General features: G+C 40.2%; 11 protein-coding genes. 3 read left to right on the top strand and 8 right to left on the bottom strand.

Going from position 1 to position 17,435, the window contains the following annotated elements; translation table 11 throughout:
• The first annotated feature begins 75 nt into the window (after positions 1-75).
• Both ABEG20_RS19100 and ABEG20_RS19095 read left to right on the top strand, forming a co-directional pair.
• Positions 76-1,086 carry an NAD(P)/FAD-dependent oxidoreductase gene (locus tag ABEG20_RS19100; protein ID WP_113951684.1) on the top strand — a complete coding sequence of 337 codons (1,011 nt, stop codon included), beginning with the start codon at positions 76-78 and terminating at the stop codon, positions 1,084-1,086.
• A gap of 36 nt (positions 1,087-1,122) precedes the next feature.
• Positions 1,123-1,449: a 2Fe-2S iron-sulfur cluster-binding protein gene (locus ABEG20_RS19095; protein ID WP_025141835.1), complete on the top strand. Its 327-nt coding sequence runs from the start codon at positions 1,123-1,125 to the stop codon at positions 1,447-1,449.
• 486 nt (positions 1,450-1,935) lie between these two features.
• Here the strand turns inward: ABEG20_RS19095 and ABEG20_RS19090 are convergent, their stop codons facing one another.
• From ABEG20_RS19090 to ABEG20_RS19070, 5 genes are all read right to left on the bottom strand, one after another.
• Positions 1,936-4,542, bottom strand: a complete 2,607-nt coding sequence (locus tag ABEG20_RS19090) for a glycosyl hydrolase 2 galactose-binding domain-containing protein (RefSeq protein WP_406824829.1) — start codon at positions 4,540-4,542, stop codon at positions 1,936-1,938.
• Between the two features lie 106 nt (positions 4,543-4,648).
• Positions 4,649-6,907, bottom strand: coding sequence for a GH92 family glycosyl hydrolase (locus tag ABEG20_RS19085; RefSeq protein ID WP_406824828.1), 2,259 nt, complete (start codon positions 6,905-6,907; stop codon positions 4,649-4,651).
• A 308-nt stretch (positions 6,908-7,215) separates the two neighbouring features.
• Positions 7,216-8,541 (bottom strand): alpha-L-fucosidase, encoded by a 1,326-nt coding sequence (locus ABEG20_RS19080; protein ID WP_406824827.1) that lies wholly within the window; start codon positions 8,539-8,541, stop codon positions 7,216-7,218.
• Positions 8,542-8,569: 28 nt separating this feature from the next.
• Positions 8,570-10,261 (bottom strand): S41 family peptidase, encoded by a 1,692-nt coding sequence (locus ABEG20_RS19075; protein ID WP_406824826.1) that lies wholly within the window; start codon positions 10,259-10,261, stop codon positions 8,570-8,572.
• Between the two features lie 516 nt (positions 10,262-10,777).
• Positions 10,778-10,993: a hypothetical protein gene (locus ABEG20_RS19070; protein WP_010599278.1), complete on the bottom strand. Its 216-nt coding sequence runs from the start codon at positions 10,991-10,993 to the stop codon at positions 10,778-10,780.
• A gap of 251 nt (positions 10,994-11,244) precedes the next feature.
• Between ABEG20_RS19070 and ABEG20_RS19065 the strand changes: the two genes are divergently transcribed.
• Positions 11,245-11,847, top strand: coding sequence for a porin family protein (locus ABEG20_RS19065; protein ID WP_406824825.1), 603 nt, complete (start codon positions 11,245-11,247; stop codon positions 11,845-11,847).
• 71 nt (positions 11,848-11,918) lie between these two features.
• Here ABEG20_RS19065 and ABEG20_RS19060 read toward each other — a convergent pair whose 3' ends face one another.
• Genes ABEG20_RS19060 through ABEG20_RS19050 form a run of 3 tightly spaced genes read right to left on the bottom strand, consistent with a single transcriptional unit; the run spans position 11,919 to position 17,426 of the window.
• Entirely contained in the window at positions 11,919-12,734 is an 816-nt protein-coding gene (locus ABEG20_RS19060) for a DUF4397 domain-containing protein (RefSeq protein WP_406824824.1), read from the bottom strand.
• Between the two features lie 10 nt (positions 12,735-12,744).
• Positions 12,745-14,316: a RagB/SusD family nutrient uptake outer membrane protein gene (locus tag ABEG20_RS19055; RefSeq protein WP_406824823.1), complete on the bottom strand. Its 1,572-nt coding sequence runs from the start codon at positions 14,314-14,316 to the stop codon at positions 12,745-12,747.
• Between the two features lie 11 nt (positions 14,317-14,327).
• Positions 14,328-17,426, bottom strand: coding sequence for a SusC/RagA family TonB-linked outer membrane protein (locus ABEG20_RS19050; RefSeq protein WP_406824822.1), 3,099 nt, complete (start codon positions 17,424-17,426; stop codon positions 14,328-14,330).
• Positions 17,427-17,435 lie beyond the last annotated feature (9 nt).

The raw sequence follows: 17,435 nt of genomic DNA, 5'->3' as shown, positions 1-17,435 counted from the left end.
AAATTATCTAGAATATTTCTAAATAGCAGATTTGATAAGACTTTATTTCGTAACTTTGCATCAAATTTTTCTTTAATGATCACTACTGATATAGCCGTTATAGGCGCTGGTCCGGTTGGTTTATTTGCCATTTTTGAAGCCGGTTTATTAAAAATGCGTTGTCATTTAATTGATTACCTTCCTCAGGTTGGTGGTCAGCTGTCTGAAATTTACCCTAAAAAACCGATTTACGATATTCCTGGTTATCCTTCTGTATTGGCTCAGGAACTTATTGATAACTTAATGGAGCAGGCCAAACCTTTCCACCCAACGTTTACTTTAGGCGAGCGTATTGAAGGTTTAGAAAAACGTGGTGAAGCTGATTTCGTTTTAACCACCAATATGGGTACCGTTATCGAAGCTAAAGTTGTGGTTATTGCAGGTGGTTTAGGCTGTTTTGAGCCACGTAAACCAGCTGTAGAAAATTTAGAAAACTTTGAAAATGGTAAAGGTGTAAACTACATGATCCTTGATCCGGAGAAATACCGCGACCAGAAAATGGTGATTGCCGGTGGTGGTGACTCTGCCTTAGACTGGACCATTTACCTGGCAGAAGTCTGCTCTGAACTGACTTTGGTACACAGAAGCGAAAGTTTCCGTGGTGCTCCTGATTCGGTTGCAAAAGTAATGGCATTGGCAGAAAGCGGAAAAATCAATTTGATTTTAAATAGCAATCTACAGGCCGTACACGGAACGGATAAGTTGGAGCAAGTTGAAATTGTTCAGAACCGTACCATGGAAAAAACAGTTGTTGAAGCTGATCATTTAATTCCCTTATTTGGTTTGAGCCCTAAATTAGGCCCTATTGAAGACTGGAACTTAAACATTAGTAAAAGCGCAATTGAAGTAAATGTTGATGATTATTCAACAAACATCCCCGGCATTTATGCTATTGGCGATATCAATACTTACACCAACAAGCTGAAATTAATTCTTTGCGGTTTCCACGAGGCGGCATTAATGAGCCATAGCGCTTATTCTTACATGAATCCTGGCGTGAAATATACCATGAAATATACAACGGTAAACGGAGTTTCAGAATTTTAAGCTTTCTGTTATATTTGCGATAATAAAGAGAGCAAAATGGAAAACAACATTAATATATATATGCAGGAGCCGGATGGCTCAGTAACGGAACACGTTGCACCAACCGACATGGGCTTAAGCCTGATGGAGTTTTTAAAAGCATCAGAGTACGATATTCTGGCTACTTGCGGCGGAATGGCTTTATGTGCTACCTGCTGTGTTGATGTGCTGGAAGGCGAAGAAAAACTTAACGAAATGACTGACGATGAGTATGCCATGTTAGATACTTTGCCTGATCTTTTACCAAATTCGCGTTTAGCCTGCCAACTGCAGTTAAACAACAATATGGATGGATTAAAAGTAAAATTACACGGTGTAAGCTAGGTGGTAAAACATATTAAGGAGAAAGGCGATACGTAAAGTGTCGCCTTTTTTTGTCTCCCATAGATCTGAATTGCAAACGGCTAACCGAAAATTGCAAACTAATTTGGGCGTTCCCTAAGCTGCGCAAAGGTCGGGCCTTTCAGGGCTTCGCTTCGCTCCGGTACCGATGAAGGATCGGTACTGAACCCTTACAATCCCTAACGCGGATTTATGGTGATTTTAGAATTTTATGCAACGCCCCATGTTCCTAAACCTGATAAAGCGTAAAGCCCACAGCGTAGCGAGGACTTGCAGCGATAGCAGGACTAAGCCCGCCATTGAAGCAGAACCATACATTTCCAAAACCTTCGTGTCAGCATAATTTATTTTATAAAGGTTTGAAATCCTTGGATGTAAAGACGGGATTACAAATCCTGCCTAACGGAGTATCTTTCTTTTGTTCCAGACCTCGCAGGTTTTTAAAACCTGCGAGGTCTGGAAATTTATCTATCTAATATTTACCTTCTGCTTTGCTACATTCCAGCCGTAAACTTCGACGGCTAAATTGCTCTGTTTACCGGTATACTCTACCGTCACCATTTTACTTTCGCCAGGCAAAATACTCACATAATTATCATCATAAAAGCTTGGCAATATCCGCTCATTGCTATTCGCATTGATTAAAGCAACACGGTTAAAAAATGCAACAGGATTTCCGGCGGCATTACTTAAGGTCACAGCAACTTTTCCATTTTTCTGATCAACAGCTTCAACTTTTAAAGGTATCTGTTTAATGTTTTTCAGCCCCGAATATTCGCCATCTTTTCCGGGTAGCCAATATAAATTCTCGCTTAAAATGTTTTGCTTCTGATCTAAAATTCTTAACGAAACAAAAACCCCTTCTTTTTTATCCAGTTTGGTTAAAAACTCATTCATAGGAAAAAGTCTCCTCACCGAAGATGGGCCAACCGAATTGAATGCCTGAGAATAGAAATAATCTTTGCCCTCCATATCATAAGCCTTAGCCTGCACCATCAGGTTATTTTTGGTGGTAAATCCGTTGTTTACAATGGTAACCATGCTATCCAAAGGATTCATCATCACATGCAACGGCTCACTCCCCTTTCTTAAACCATATAAACAGGCATTAGGATCAAGATAATAATCATACATCTGCCCACGCATGGCTGTCCAGGGGTTTTGCGTTTTCCAGATGATGGAGCCGGTGTACCAATCCCACATTTTATTAGAAAAACCTTCCATCAATGCCCTGTACTGATCATAATTGGCCAGTTGAGCCTTCATCGCAAAATCTTCCGCGTTTTTTGGTTTACCGTATGGATTCAGGTATTGCTCGTAAGAGATATATTTATGGTAATCCCATACGGAATCGGGTTTTGATTTGTATTGCGGTGCAACCAGGTTTTCTTTCGGAATAAAACGGAGCAAGGAAGCATAATCACCTACCCCTACTGATCCCACTTCCGAGTTATACGGAAATGTTCTGGTCCCCCAAAAAGTTTTAATGTCCTGAATGCCATATGGACCATCACCGTTTCCGCCAATGGAATTATACGACATTTCATCACTGTTAGAAAAATCGAAAAATTTTCTGGTACCATCTAAACGCGGCAGGATATCGTTCTTTAAAGGCTCCAAAATATCTTCTGGCGGGGTAATTTCATTTCCTCCGCACCAAAAAGCCAGTGAGGCGTGGTTTCTGATCATTTTGATCTGATCTTCAATGGCAATTAAAGTAAGGTTATGGTCATCTGGATAATTTCTGCGTGTCCATTGGTCTTCTTTCTTCATCGGGTCTACCCAACGGCCATTACAATCGCCACTAAACCAGAAATCCTGAAACACCAATAAACCATATTTATCGCAGGCATTGTAAAACTCAGGTCTTTCCAGTATTGCCCCACCCCAGATCCGGATCAGGTTGAGGTTCATATCTTTATGGTAACGGATTTCTGCATCATAGCGGGCATCACTAAAGCGTAACATCGCATCAGAAATGATCCAGTTACCGCCTTTAATAAAAATCTTTTGTCCGTTCACAAAAGCGCCCATACTTTTGGTATGCTCATTCCAGATGTTATCGATCTGGCGCACACCTACTTTAAGCTGCTCCTGATCTAATACCTGGTTGGCAGCTACAAATTCAATTTTCAGGTCATACAGGTTTTGCGCACCATAACCGCTTGGCCACCATAATTTAGGGTTTTCGAGTTGTAAATCGGGAAGTTTAACTGTCGAGGTTTTATGGGCGGCAATAGTGGTTGATTGTTTAACCAACTTTCCGGCAATCTGATATTGTAAAACACCTGAAACAGGCTGATTGGTCGGGTTTTCTACTTCGACCGAAACTTTAACCGTAGCTGGGTTCTGCTTGCCTTCCGGTAAACGTTTACCCGGCACCAAAGTGATTACCTGCGGATTTTGAATGTTGATGCTTTTGGTTTTCTCGATGGTTACTTTATCCCAGATACCCGTATTACGGTCGCGCGTGGGCTGAATCCAGTCCCAACCGGCAGTATATTGCGTAGTTAAACCTTTGGCAATGGTTCCATCGCCACCCTGGCCACCATTTGGGTTTCCCGGAAAATCTGGCGGATAAACAATTACGGCCAATCTGTTTTTCCCATTGGGAGATAATAACTTCGTAACGTTATACTGCGCCCTTAGGTGCATGCCCACCTGCGTTTTTGGATTAACCTTTTTCCCGTTTAAATAAATTTCGGCTTTATAATTTATCCCCCTAAACTGTAGCCAAACCTGTTCGTTACCTGTAGCATGTTCTTCAAAATCTTTCACAAACCAATAGGTATAGTAGTCATTGCCCGTTTTATATACATCAGGAATTTTTTCGTTATTCATTCCATAAAATGGATCGGGAACTTTTTTATTGTTCAGCAAAGTGGTTAAAACCGTTCCGGGCACTGTTGCGGGCATCCAGCTGTTAAGCGAAAAACCGGTTTTAGAAATTTCCGGACCGCTAGCTGGTGTGTTTTTGATATTGGTACAAACCCAGCCCGAGTTTAGTTCATATCGTTGCTGCGCATTTACGAAGAAGGCTGAACAGCATAACAAAATGAGTATTATTTTCTTCATTATTATTGAGTGATAGAATGAGTGATTTATTGAATGAGTGAATGAAATATTGGTCATTGTGACAAATTTCATCATTCTCTCATTCAATCATTTTTATATTTTATAATTATTTATCTGAAACAGGCCTGTCTTCTGGTTTTATACCCCAGCTTGCCGATGGTTTATTGCCCATGTAAATCTGCATATTCCCTCCGGCAGTGATGGTTTTATGCAAAATATACGATTTGGTGTACGGTTTGCCGTTCAATACAATTTTCTGGATATATTTATTCTCTGCACTATTATTTACAGCCCTGATATCGAATTTCTTATTCCCAGCCAACGAGATGGTAGCGCTGTTAATTAAAGGTGTGCCGAAAACATAGGCACCGTTTGCCGGATTTACCGGATAAAACCCCATTGCTGTAAAAATATACCAGGCGCTCATTTGGCCCACATCCTCATTGCCACACAAACCATCAGGCTTAGCTGAGTAAAAATCTTTGTCGATTTTACGGATCAGATCGGCAGTTTTCCAGGGCTGACCAGCATAAGTATACAAATAGGTAATATGGTGGTTAGGCTCATTTCCCTGTGCATAATTACCAATTAAGCCGCTAATATCCGGCGAACCGTTGGTTCCCAAATCTAAAGGCAGGGTAAATAGCGAATCGAGTTTGTTGGCAAAAGGTTTATCGCCGCCGAAAAGTTTAATCAATCCTTCAACATCCTGGGGCACTAACCAGGTATACTGCCAGGCATTCCCTTCCACGTAATCATCTTCACGGTGTTTAGACGAAAAAGGATCGAAAGGACTTCTCCAGTTTCCATTGGCCAATTTACCCCGCATAAACTGAACGTTTGGATCGAAATATAAAATATACAGCTTCGATCTTTTGCTAAAGTACGTGTAATCTGCTGTTTTGTTCAGGGCCTTCGCCATTTGTGCAATACAATAATCGTCAATAGCATACTCCAAAGCCTTACCAACTGATTCGTTTATTTTATCGGCCGGAATATATTTAAGCTCCTGAATATATTCGATGCCATCTGTTTTCTGCATGGCCGATTGTTTTATGGCTTCGTAAGCCAGGTTTACATCGAAGCCACGGTATCCTTTTAAATAGGCATCTACAATAACCGGAACAGCATGGTAGCCGACCATGGTATTGGTTTCGTTACCCATTAAATGCCATACAGGTAATTTACCTTGCTGTTTGTATATAGCCAACATGGTATTCACTACATCGCTTACTTTATCTGAATGGAGAATAGTGAACAATGGATTTGCTGCACGATACGTGTCCCAAAGTGAAAAGGTAGTTAAATTGTTAAAATTAGCCTTTTTATAGATCTTTTTATCGGTTCCCAAATAATCTTTATTTACATCATTAAATAAAGAGGGTGCAATCATGGTATGGTATAAAGCCGTGTAAAAAACTTTTTTGGTAACGGTAGAAGCTTCAATTTTAACCTTTGATAGTTCTTTCTCCCATTTTGCATCAGCACTTTTAGTGGTCGATACAAAATCCCAGCCTGGCAATTCTGTTTTGAGGTTTAAAATGGCATTTTCGATACTTACAGGAGACAGGGCCACTTTAATCTGCAGTTTGTTGTTATAAATGGCCTCAAAACTAACCGCCGCCTTAAGTTTTTTACCGGATAACGTTGTACCGCTTTTAACAACGGTACTATCGTAAAGTGCAATGCTCTTAAGCGGTTGCGAAAGCTTAATGACAAAGTATAATCTTTGATCGTGGGCCCAGCCTGTCGAGTTACGATGCCCTACCAAGGTTGTGGCATCTAACTGCTTGAAAGAAGCAGATACTGGCGCATCCCAGCCAATGCCTTCAATTAAATCGATAATGATATGGGGATTTGCGGCACCTTTTTTAAAAGTGTATTGATGAAAACCTACCCTTTCGGTAGCCGTTAACTCGGCTTTAATGCTATATTTATCTAACCATACACTGTAATAACCAGCTTTTGCAATTTCATTTTGATGAGAAAATGTAGAAAGATAACCATTCTGGTCATCGGCCTTTTTACGTTTTTCCAGGAGCAATTTACCGGTTGCAGGCATAATGGAAATATCGCCTAAGTCGCCAATACCAGTGCCACTTAAATGGGTATGTGCAAAACCGGTAATGGTATTACTGGCATAATTGTAACCACTGCACCAGTCCCAGCCCTCAAAAATATTGTTAGGCCCAAGTTGCACCGCCCCAAAGGGAACATTGGCGCCCACAAAAACGTGACCGTGTTTTGCCGATCCGATTAACGGATCTACATATTGGGTTAAATTTGCCTTTTGCTGTGCAAAGGTATTACTGATAAAAAGAGAAGTTGTTAAAAATAGAACGACAAAGGTTTTCCTGAACTGCATGGTATTTATAATTTCCTACAATAGATTTAAAAATCTAAAAGTAAAACGTTTTATGTGTATTTTCTCTTAATAGGGGAAGAATTTTGGTGAAATTAAGGAAAAGTACCCTTATCTCGAGCGAAGTGCAGCGTAGTTGAGAGATCTATCAATTCAGCTCTCTCCGCCTGTACGGGCAGGCCTGTCTGCACAGGAGGGTATTCCACTGCGTTCCAGTCGGGATGATGTTCACTCAACGGATAAAGTATAAGATGTTTCCTTCTTAAAACACGATAAAAAATCCTTCGCTGTAATCAATATGACAGCTTGACCTATCCAATCTCCAAAACAATCACCTGATCGGGGTCTATACCATTTAAGGTCGTAGTAATGGTTAATTTCGATTTTTTAAGGGTATAGTTAACTGCACTATTGTCTTTTAGTAAATATGCCTTTTTAATTTTCTTTACCGGTACATTCTCCAGCTCAAGAGATGTCGTTTTTCCATCTACAATATGGATATAAATTCTATTATCTTTTTGGGTAATGCTTCCCCAGGCCTGTGGTTTAATAAATCCTGCCTTTGTACCGTAAATGCTTTCGCCGTAAATTTTAAGCCAATTGCCCAAACCCGCCAAACGATCCTGAAACTCCTGCTGGATTTTACCACTTGGCATCGGACCAATGTTCAGTAAAAGATTGGAACCCAGGCTTGCTGCTTTAACCAGCATATGAACCAGTTCTTTATCCGATTTGTAATCGGTATCACTCAGATTATATCCCCAGGAGTTTGAAATGGTTTCACACGTTTCTAATGGGAGCTTATCTGATGCTTTCTGAAAACTTAAACCTGACTTATTTTCTCCGGGAAGATCGCGTTCAAACATCTGGAAATCTTCACCTGCAAATGGAGTTAAGTGGTGGTTATTACCAATCATACACTGTGGTTGCAATTTGTGGATCAAACCATAAATCTCATTGTATTTCCAATCTATCCGCGAGGTTCTGTCTTTTGATCCTTCCGGTTCAGTTTGATCCCAATGTCCATCGAACCAGATGCCGCCTATTTCGCCGTAATTAGTCAATAACTCGGTCAACTGGTTTTTCATAAACTGCAAATAACTGGCATAATCGCCTTTACCTGTCCGACCTGAGTGCTGCCCGGTACGCCCGGTTTCATGCGGATAATCTTCCCTTCGCCAATCCAGTAGGGAGTAATATAAGTATAACGGTATACCTTGCTTATGGCATTCGTCAGCCATCATTTTTACAATATCTTTTTTATATGGGGTATTCATAATGTTGAAATCAGAATATTTAGTGTCCCACATGCTAAAGCCATCATGGTGCCTGGTAATTAACGTAATGTATTTCATACCGGCATTCTTTGCCATAGTTACCCATTGTTCCGCATTAAACTCAACAGGGTTAAAAAAATCTTTAAGATTGGTATAATTATGAACAGTCAGCTTTCTATCGTTCATTACCCATTCGCCACTTCCTGGTATGCTAAAAGGTCCCCAGTGGATAAATAACCCAAACCGTGCATCATTAAACCATGCTCTTTGTTTTAAATTAGCGGCTGTAGGTGTGTAATCCTGCGCCTTTAATTGCAAAGCAATTAATAGCACAAGGCCTATTAGGATGAGTTTTTTCATAAGAATAATGGTATTGTTTGGTTAGGTTTTAGTCTATTGATGCAGTGGCTTTGGTTGGTTTTCCAATTACTTTATAATTTCCATCCCCCTTTAAAATGGCCAAAATTTGTGTTTGATTGGCAAAAAGGTTTTTTGCGGCAGCCAATTCTTTATCGTATTGAAAGCTCTGCTCAATCCTTCCTTTTTCGTAAAAATAACGGCTTACGATCTGTGTTTCCAAAACCCTTTTAATTTCTGCTTTATGGCTAACGAGGTCGGTTTTTTTGGAAGAAGTAAGTTTATATTTAAGGTTTTCGAGGTCGGTTTTTACTTCAGCAGATTTATTTTCCTTTTCAGCCTCTGCCCGCAGATCAGAAAGTAGCCGCTCGGTACGGCTTTGATAGGACAGGTCTTTATCAGCAAGGCTACTTGAAAATGCGGCATAATCTGCATCCGACAACTGGAAGGTTTTGGCCGAAGATAATGTTGGTTTTTCTTTCCTGTATTGATTTGCATAATTAAAGAAAAGGCTTTTATTGATCATCGAAATCGTAATTGGGCTTAACTTGGCCACATCTACTACAATATCCGGGTAAACGCCGTTACCGCTATATACATTCCGGCCTGCTTTGGTGGGGTACATTACCATGGTAGAATCGGCAAAACGCTCAGCTACACCGTCTGCATTTTTGTGTGCATAGTCCAGTTTTTGGATGCACCTACCTGAAGGTGTATAATATTTGGCAACGGTTACTTTAACGAGGCTGTTATAAGGCAGATTGAAGGTTTGCTGAACCAGGCCTTTACCGTAGCTCCTTTGACCAATCACAATAGCCCGGTCTAAATCCTGCAGAGAACCTGCCACAATTTCTGATGCTGAAGCCGAATTAGCATTTACAAGCACCACCAAAGGAACTGAAGTAGAAACCGGGGTTGAAAGTGTTTTATAAGCAATGGTTTTCTCTGCATTTTTGCCTTTTTGGGTTACAATAAGCTGATCTTTATCCACAAAAAGGTTCACAATTTTAACTGCTTCCTGCAGAATGCCTCCGCCATTGTTCCTTAAATCTAAAACCACACCTTTTGGATTTTCTTTTTGAATGGCCAACAAAGCATCTTTAACCTCCTGCCCGGAGTTTTCCAAAAATTTATCGAGTTTAATATACCCGATCCCATCGCCCACCATTCCTGAATAAGAAACATTTGGTTGTTTAATTTCCTCGCGCACCAGTTTTTTGGTCATTTCCTTACCATCTCTAACCATCAGCAAATCTACCGGTGTTCCTTTAGGGCCACGCAGCAGCTGACTAATTTCCTGGCGATTTTTTCCTTTTACCGCGATTCCATTAATACTCACCACCTGATCGCCTGCTTTAAGTTCGCTTTTATTTGCCGGATAACCTTCACTGATATCGTTAATAAACAGTTTTCCATCAATAAAAACAGTGCTGGCACCAATACCACCGTATTGTGTACTTACATATTTTAGTTTATAATCTTCAATTTCAGATTCGGGAACATATTCGGTATAAGGATCTAAACTATCCAACATGGCATCGATACCGGTTTTCATCAATTGAGGGGCATTGGTATCATCAACGTAGTTGATATTAATTTCTTTATAGAGCGAAGCAAAAATATCGAGGTTTTTAGATACCAGGAATAAATCTTCTTTAAATGAAAAAGATAAAACTGCCACTCCAAAACCTGCTGCTAAAAGACTATATTTTAGTTTCTTCATTACCCTTTATTTTAATTCCAATTGCAGAAAAATAAATTTTCGGCTGTTTGAAAAATTATTTAGTGATTATATACCATGTAAATGTACAAAAAGCGGTAAATATAAAAAACGGCCTTTGGCAGGCCATGCGTAAATTGAGCGTTACGCAATAGGCTATTTAAATACTAGCTTAATCCTAAGGCAGTGTCATCCTGAATAACATGAAGGATCTTTTACCAGCTATAATTTAGTAGTTCTTCATTAATAGATGCTTCACTGCGCTGAGCATGAAAAGTTGGATTTTATTTACGCCGGGAAAACAACCAGGCCGGTATTTGAGGTGTAAGCAATAACGAGATTGTAATCAGGTTATGATCAAGCTTATTATAAGTGGTAAACAATAGATTGCGATTGCCTTTTAAGGCATAATATAAATGCTCGCTCCTCTCGGTGCATTGCATAGCAGAGCGAAATATGTGAGATGGTTTGCGTATTTAACTTGCCAATAAAAATGATATGCTTTGAAAAACAGATATCTTAAAGCCTGTTTCCTTTAGTATCGGCAAGTGCTTTTTGGATCGTAAATTCGATATAGGTACGGTCGCGTTTTACCAAACGCATTAAATCTTCAACCAATTGATCTTCTTTGCCGGGCGTAAATTCTAAAGGCTCATTTGCCAGATCGCGGTATTTCCTTAAAAACTTGGTTTTAACTTTAAATGCGGTTTCAGAAGTAAGTTGAAAATTAGCCATGGCATATTTTATTTGATGCAAAAGTAAAAAATATTTGTTGAGGTTGATGCCTTTTTATGCGATGGGATAAAAAAAGTAGATTTTCGCAAAAAATTTTTGCACGATAATTGTGTTAAATGCGCGTTATTAAACCAGATCCTGAAACAGAAAACCACTAGAAGTATTGAATAAGAAATCAAGAGAACATAAACACACATAAAATTCTCCTGAGTGCTGTTTTGGTATCATCACTAAAAAACAAATTAAACAACATGAAAAAAATCATTTTCTCTATTGTTTTCCTAACCCTGGGTTGGGCAACATCAAAGGCACAAACTTTTAACCTGGGGATTAAGGCAGGCGTAAATCTGGCTAAGTTAAATGCTGATTTTGCAAGTGAAGAAAACCGCTTGGGTTATCAGATCGGTGCATGGGCACGTATTGGCGGTGCCAGTTTTTATGTGCAGCCAGAAGCTTACATCGGCAGCAAAGGCAATAAATTTATCAGCATTCAACAAGATAATGGCAATGAGGTATCTGCTGAAGGAAAAGTTAGGTTCACCACCTTGGATGTTCCTGTTTTATTGGGAACAAAATTTGGTGCTAAAAATTTAAACTTCCGCTTAATGGCCGGTCCGGTTATTTCATTTATTCTGGATGAAAATTCTTCGTTTAGCTCTGCTTATCAACAAGCTACCGATTTCGATAACTACAAAAACCAGGCGCTAGGCCTACAGGCTGGTGCAGGTGTAGATGTGGGAAACATTTCGGTTGATTTACGCTATGAAGCTGGTTTATCAAACATCAGTAAAAGTGAAAAATACAGCCAAAAACCTAATTTGTTTCAATTGAGTTTAGGTTTTAAGATTTTGTAGTTTATCTTAATTAACAGGAAAAGCTGCGCAAGAGCTGCTTTTCCTGTTAAATAAAAATTTGTATATCAAGATTACTGATTGGCTGTATTATCCAGTAAAGGCCTGTTGGAGGCTGTAGCCGATGTTACTGTCATATCGCCCCTGGCACCTACAGTAAATGCCCTTCCACCAAGAAAGTTAACCACTCCGTTTGTAGTTCCATTACGGGAGATAACATTGGTGGATGAGGAAGGATACCTCACATATAATTCATAACTGCCCACAGGCACTGCGACAAAGGCAGACCCTGTTTTATAAGCGATATTTGTTGCCACAACTGTTTCTAAACCAGATACAGAGTTTTTAATGATAAGGTTCATTGCTGATGTTCCGTTTGGGATAGTATTGACAAAACGGACATAAGATACCACGTTACTGGCTGCTGGTCCCGGCAGTACATCTTCTAGAACAAACGATTCTGCTGTTTTAGTGGTACTGTTGTATATGCCGCAGGTGTACAGCGAATAATATTTCTCATTGGTTAAACTCTGACTGATTTCCGAAATGGAAACATTTGCATTAGTAGCAGCTGTTGAGGGTACAATTCCGTTAACCTTATACGTACCCGGTTTGATAATGCTGTAGTTAGAAGCCGGATAAACCCCTCCATAAGCGGTTCCTGTTGCGCTTTCTGATCCGGTTGAACTTAATATACCAGAAACTTTTACTCCATTAGCATAAAAATTTACTGAAGGTGCGCCTGCAGCAAAATTGAAGTATTTAATCCTTGAAATATTTGTCGCATCAACAGGTACATCAATGACCTGTATGCTTTTATCTTTTTTACAGGCAGTGGTAAAAGCCGTTACCAGTAAAACTGCGAGTAAACCTATATATTTTATTTTCATAACGAGCTAATTAAGGTTGAATAATCCAAGTTTGTTTTGTGTGGTAATCAGTAGCCAATCCACCTATTACACTTAGGGCATCTCTGTTCCAAACATATTCTGAATTGTAACGTGGACGGATCCTGTAAGCTGGTTTGCCCGCATTTTCAGAATATAAGGTTATCGGAAAAACATAACCTAAATAAACCTGTTTGCCTGTTACCGGGTCTGCATCTGTATAGTGGTACCTTCTCATATCCATCCACGTTTCTAAATGGCCCCAGCCCCACTGTGCAATATATTTCTGGCACATAATCTGCGTTAAGGTCAGATCTGCTGCTGCTGCCGGAACAATTGCCGTAGAACTCATGTAAGTTGTTTTTTCCGCACTGGTAATCTGTGTTGGAGATTGGTTATCTTCTAAATTTCTGGCATTCACGAAATCGATATGCGATGATATTCCATTTTTATACGCAGCCAAAGCCGTCTCCTTATCACCTTTTTTGTATGCAGCTTCTGCTTTAATAAACTGCAGCTGTGAATAGGTCATTACAGGAAGTTTACATTTATCAGAAAAAATGTATCTTCCCTGTGTATTGGCTGGCGGAGCCGAAATAGAAGCTATGTTCCAAAAGTTATTAGGCAGCTGACTTGCTGTAAACGCTCCTGTTCCGGCAGCGGTTACAATTCCACGATAAACACCATCTGGTGCCGGAGCCAGCATGCGGCTCATCCTTGGGTCGGTTACTCCTGTAAATTGTGTTCCGTTCATCAGGTTAACAATAAAAGGGGTTTGCCTGTAAGTTTGCATGTTTCCACGGGTTGGGCCCAAAAAATTCCGATCATCATTTCCTGTAACCCCCGGATAGGCCATCAGCGCATCATCTGCATTGCTGGTAAACGATTTATCAACCGCAGCAATTACATCATTAGGCCTGTAACTGGCTTTATTGCTATAATGGTTTAAGTTTAATGCCAGCATGGCATAGGCAAGTTTAGTCCATTTTGCCCTGTCGCCTTTGTAAATTAGATCTGTTTTAGCCAGGAAATTTACATCTACTGCACCATCCGTCCTGGCTAAATTAGCTATTGCAGCGGTAAGCAGGCGTTGCACTTCCTGATAAGCATATTCCTGGCTATCATAATTAAACGCATATTTAGTTGGATCTATTGCTTCTTTTATGATGATCTCTCCATGTACATCGGTTAAGGATTGCCACCCCCAGGCTTTCAAAATCTGGCCAACGCCCAGTAGATCCCAGCGCTGTTCGGCTTCTGCTTTGGTATTCATATCCACTAAATTTTGGCCAAAACTCCAATATACATCCCTCCATAACTCGGCACCGTTATCAGATGCCGGATCGTAACCCTGCAAATCCCAGGTTGTACCGGATGATGTTGACGTCCAGTTTTGGGTATATCGCCCAATAAACCTTCCATCGTATTGTGGAGCCGTTACCATCCAGTGCAGCATTGGTGACAGGTATAAATTAGCTGTCACCGTTTGCGGGGCATTGGGGTTGGTATTTACATCCAGATATTTCTTACAGCTGCTCAGGGTAAATAAAAATCCTGTCAAAAGTATTATGTATATATTTTTCATTATCTTTTCCATTATAATCCAATCTTAATTCCAAAGTTTAAACCAATAGGCATTGGAAAATTACCATAGTCGATGCCTGAAGCACCAGAACCACCAACAGCAGCGGTATTTCCATTCACAACCGGATCTAAACCGGTATAGTTTGTAATCAGGAACAGATCTGTTCCGGTAACAAAAACACTTGCACTTTTTACAAAATTCTGTTTCTTGAGCATGCTCTGTGGCAATCTGTAGCTAAAAGTTACGTCCCTCAACCTGATCCAATTGATATTCTTTTCGATAAACAGCTCTTCACTGGCTGTAGAATAAAATGAATTCTGATAATAAGGAACAAAAGCAATATTGTTCGTTGTAGGAGTTGCACTATTCTCCTTACCATCCTGTAGTACCCCCGGAATAATCCGTGGTGTCATCCTATCAACGGTATTGGTGGCCAAACCTATGGTAGTTAAGAAATGCTGGGTTGCATTTAATACATCACCACCTTTTCTAATATCAAGCAAGAATGACAATGACATGTTTTTATAGGTAAATGTATTCGATAAACCAATAGTAAAATCAGGTTGCCTGTCATAACCACCTTCAATAAAGGTTGTAGAACGTACCGGAACTCCTGTTGTAGGGTTGATTAACAACTGGCCCTGGTTATTCCTCAAATAAAACAATCCGGTTAACGATCTGGTTGAATTTCCTGGTGTATTACCATTACGCACATTAGCGTATAACCAAGTATCAGACACATATGATTCAGGAAGAGCATTCGGAAGAGATAGTACTTTACCTCTTGCTGATTCGAAATTAGCTAAAACGTCCCAGTTAAAATCTTTAGTCTTTACAGGATTTCCTCGCAACGTTAATTCGATACCCTGGTTTCTTGTAGAACCACCGTTAAGATTCAGTAAAATAAAGCCGGTTGCATAACTTCCCCTGATATCATTTACGATCTGATCGGTGGTTTCTTTGCGGTAAACCGTTACATCAAGGCCTAACCTATTATTTAAGAAACCAAGTTCAGCACCAAATTCATAGGATTTTGCAAATTCTGGTTTTAAACCCGGATTAGGTCCGGTAAACCCATAGCCATACCCGCCGCCAGAGGTTGTTTTATTCTCTAGCGTAGGCACATAAGCATAAGGTCTTGCATCTTTACCGACATTGGCATAAGCTGCCCTCAGCTTACCGTAATAGAAAATATTCTTAAGACCTTTAAATGCTGGAACGTCTGTAAAAACAAAACTTCCCTGAACAGATGGGTACCAAAAAGAATACCGGTCTATCGGGATGGTAGAAGTACGGTCATTTCTAATGGTTCCTGTCAAAAACAAATAGTTTTTATAGTCGAAAGTAGCTCTACCAAAGAAACTGACCAAACGGCGCTGACTTATTGTTGTACGCACCAGTTTAGTGGCCACGTTGTTCAACGAATTAAAGTTAGGATCCAAGAAACCTTCACCATATCCGGCATCAACATTCGATTTTAAATTCTGAAGTGAATTACCGAGTGTGGCATCGAAAGAGATATCGCGGCTAAGCTTTTGCTTATTAAAGTTGATCAGGTTCTGCAGGTTAATATTTCTTGTAATATCATTTGCAACATCGATTGTTCCGCCCCTGCTAAATGCGGCAGCGCTTTCCGGATGGCGCACAATTAAGTTCTGATTCGTATAAGAATCCATTCCAATGTTGGTTTTAATGTTCACCCAGCTAAAAGGTGTAATGGTTAAACCCAGGTTGGATATAATCCTGCTTGTTTTAGAATTGATCACATTCTTATTGACGTTAAAATAAGGGTTATCAATCTCTGCATTACCAGCCGATCCAAAAGCCAATAGCTTTCTGGTTCCAGATGCCGTTAAATAGTTTGATGCATCATCTGTTTGTGGCCAAGCTAATAAACCCAGTAAAGGACCAATGCTCCCTTTTAATGGCTGATCGTTAACAGCATAGCTGTAATTCATTGATAGATCCGTTTTCAGCCAGCTGTTTACCTGCCCCTGAGAAGCCCCTGTCAGGTTGATCCGCTGATAGTCAGAATTTGGCACCACACCACTCTGATCGGTGTAGGCACTTGAAATACGATAATTAACCTTATCAGATCCCCCTTCGAACGAAAGGTTATGCTTTTGAGTAAAACCAGTTTGGAAGAAATCTTTTACATTATCATAAAATTGCGTGCCTTCAGGATAAGCAGGGCCAAAATATTGATAAATATTATTGAGGGTAGATACCGAACCAGGTACACCACTGCCCCCCAAACCATATTGTTTTTGAATTTCGGGATAAGCCCGCGTGGTTTCTACCCTAAAGCTGTTGCTATAATTGATGGCTCCGGCTCCGGCTTTTGCACGCTTGGTTGTAATTACAATTGCTCCATTTGCAGCGTCAATCCCATATAACGCAGCAGCTTCCGGACCTTTCAGAACTACAAGGCTTTCAATATCCTCAGGATTGATGTCGGCTGAACGGTTGGTAAAATCTACACCCCTGTTACTGAAAGCGGTATTTGAACTCGCATCAGATACAAAGGCAGAGGTACTCAAAGTTTTATTGTCGATCGGCAATCCATCCACAATCATTAAGGGTTGGTTACTCCCGCTTATGGAACTTACCCCACGGATAGTTATTGAAGACGACGCCCCAGGAACACCAGAAGAGCTGGTTACTTCCACTCCTGCAACCCTTCCCTGTAAAGCATTGATAAAGTTTTCACGCTGTGTCTCAGCTATTGCAGCACCGCTCACAGTCTGTTGTGAAGTCCCCAATTCGCGTTTCTTAACCGTATTACCCAACGCTGTGATAACTACTTCGTCCAGGCCTTTTGCATCAGACTTTAATATCACATTAATGGTCATATTTGTACCGATGGTTCTTTCATTGGTTATATAGCCAACATAAGAAAAGATGAGCACATCTGCCTGTGAAGCTTTGATGGAATAATTTCCATCTGCATTGGTTTGTGCAACCACAGTACTCCCTTTTACACGGATAGATACGCCGGGAATAGGTCCATCGGCCGAGGTTACCTTACCGGTAACCGTTATTTGTTGCGCAAAGGCATGAGCCAGCAACAAAAACGTACCAATAAAAATTAGTAGTATTTTTTTTTTCATAAACTGCCT

The sequence above is a fragment of the Pedobacter sp. KACC 23697 genome (genome assembly GCF_045348445.1).
In the GTDB taxonomy this organism is placed as follows: Bacteria; Bacteroidota; Bacteroidia; order Sphingobacteriales; family Sphingobacteriaceae; genus Pedobacter.
The sequence above is the reverse complement of the archived record's forward strand: the minus strand, read 5'-3'. Positions and strand labels throughout refer to the sequence as shown.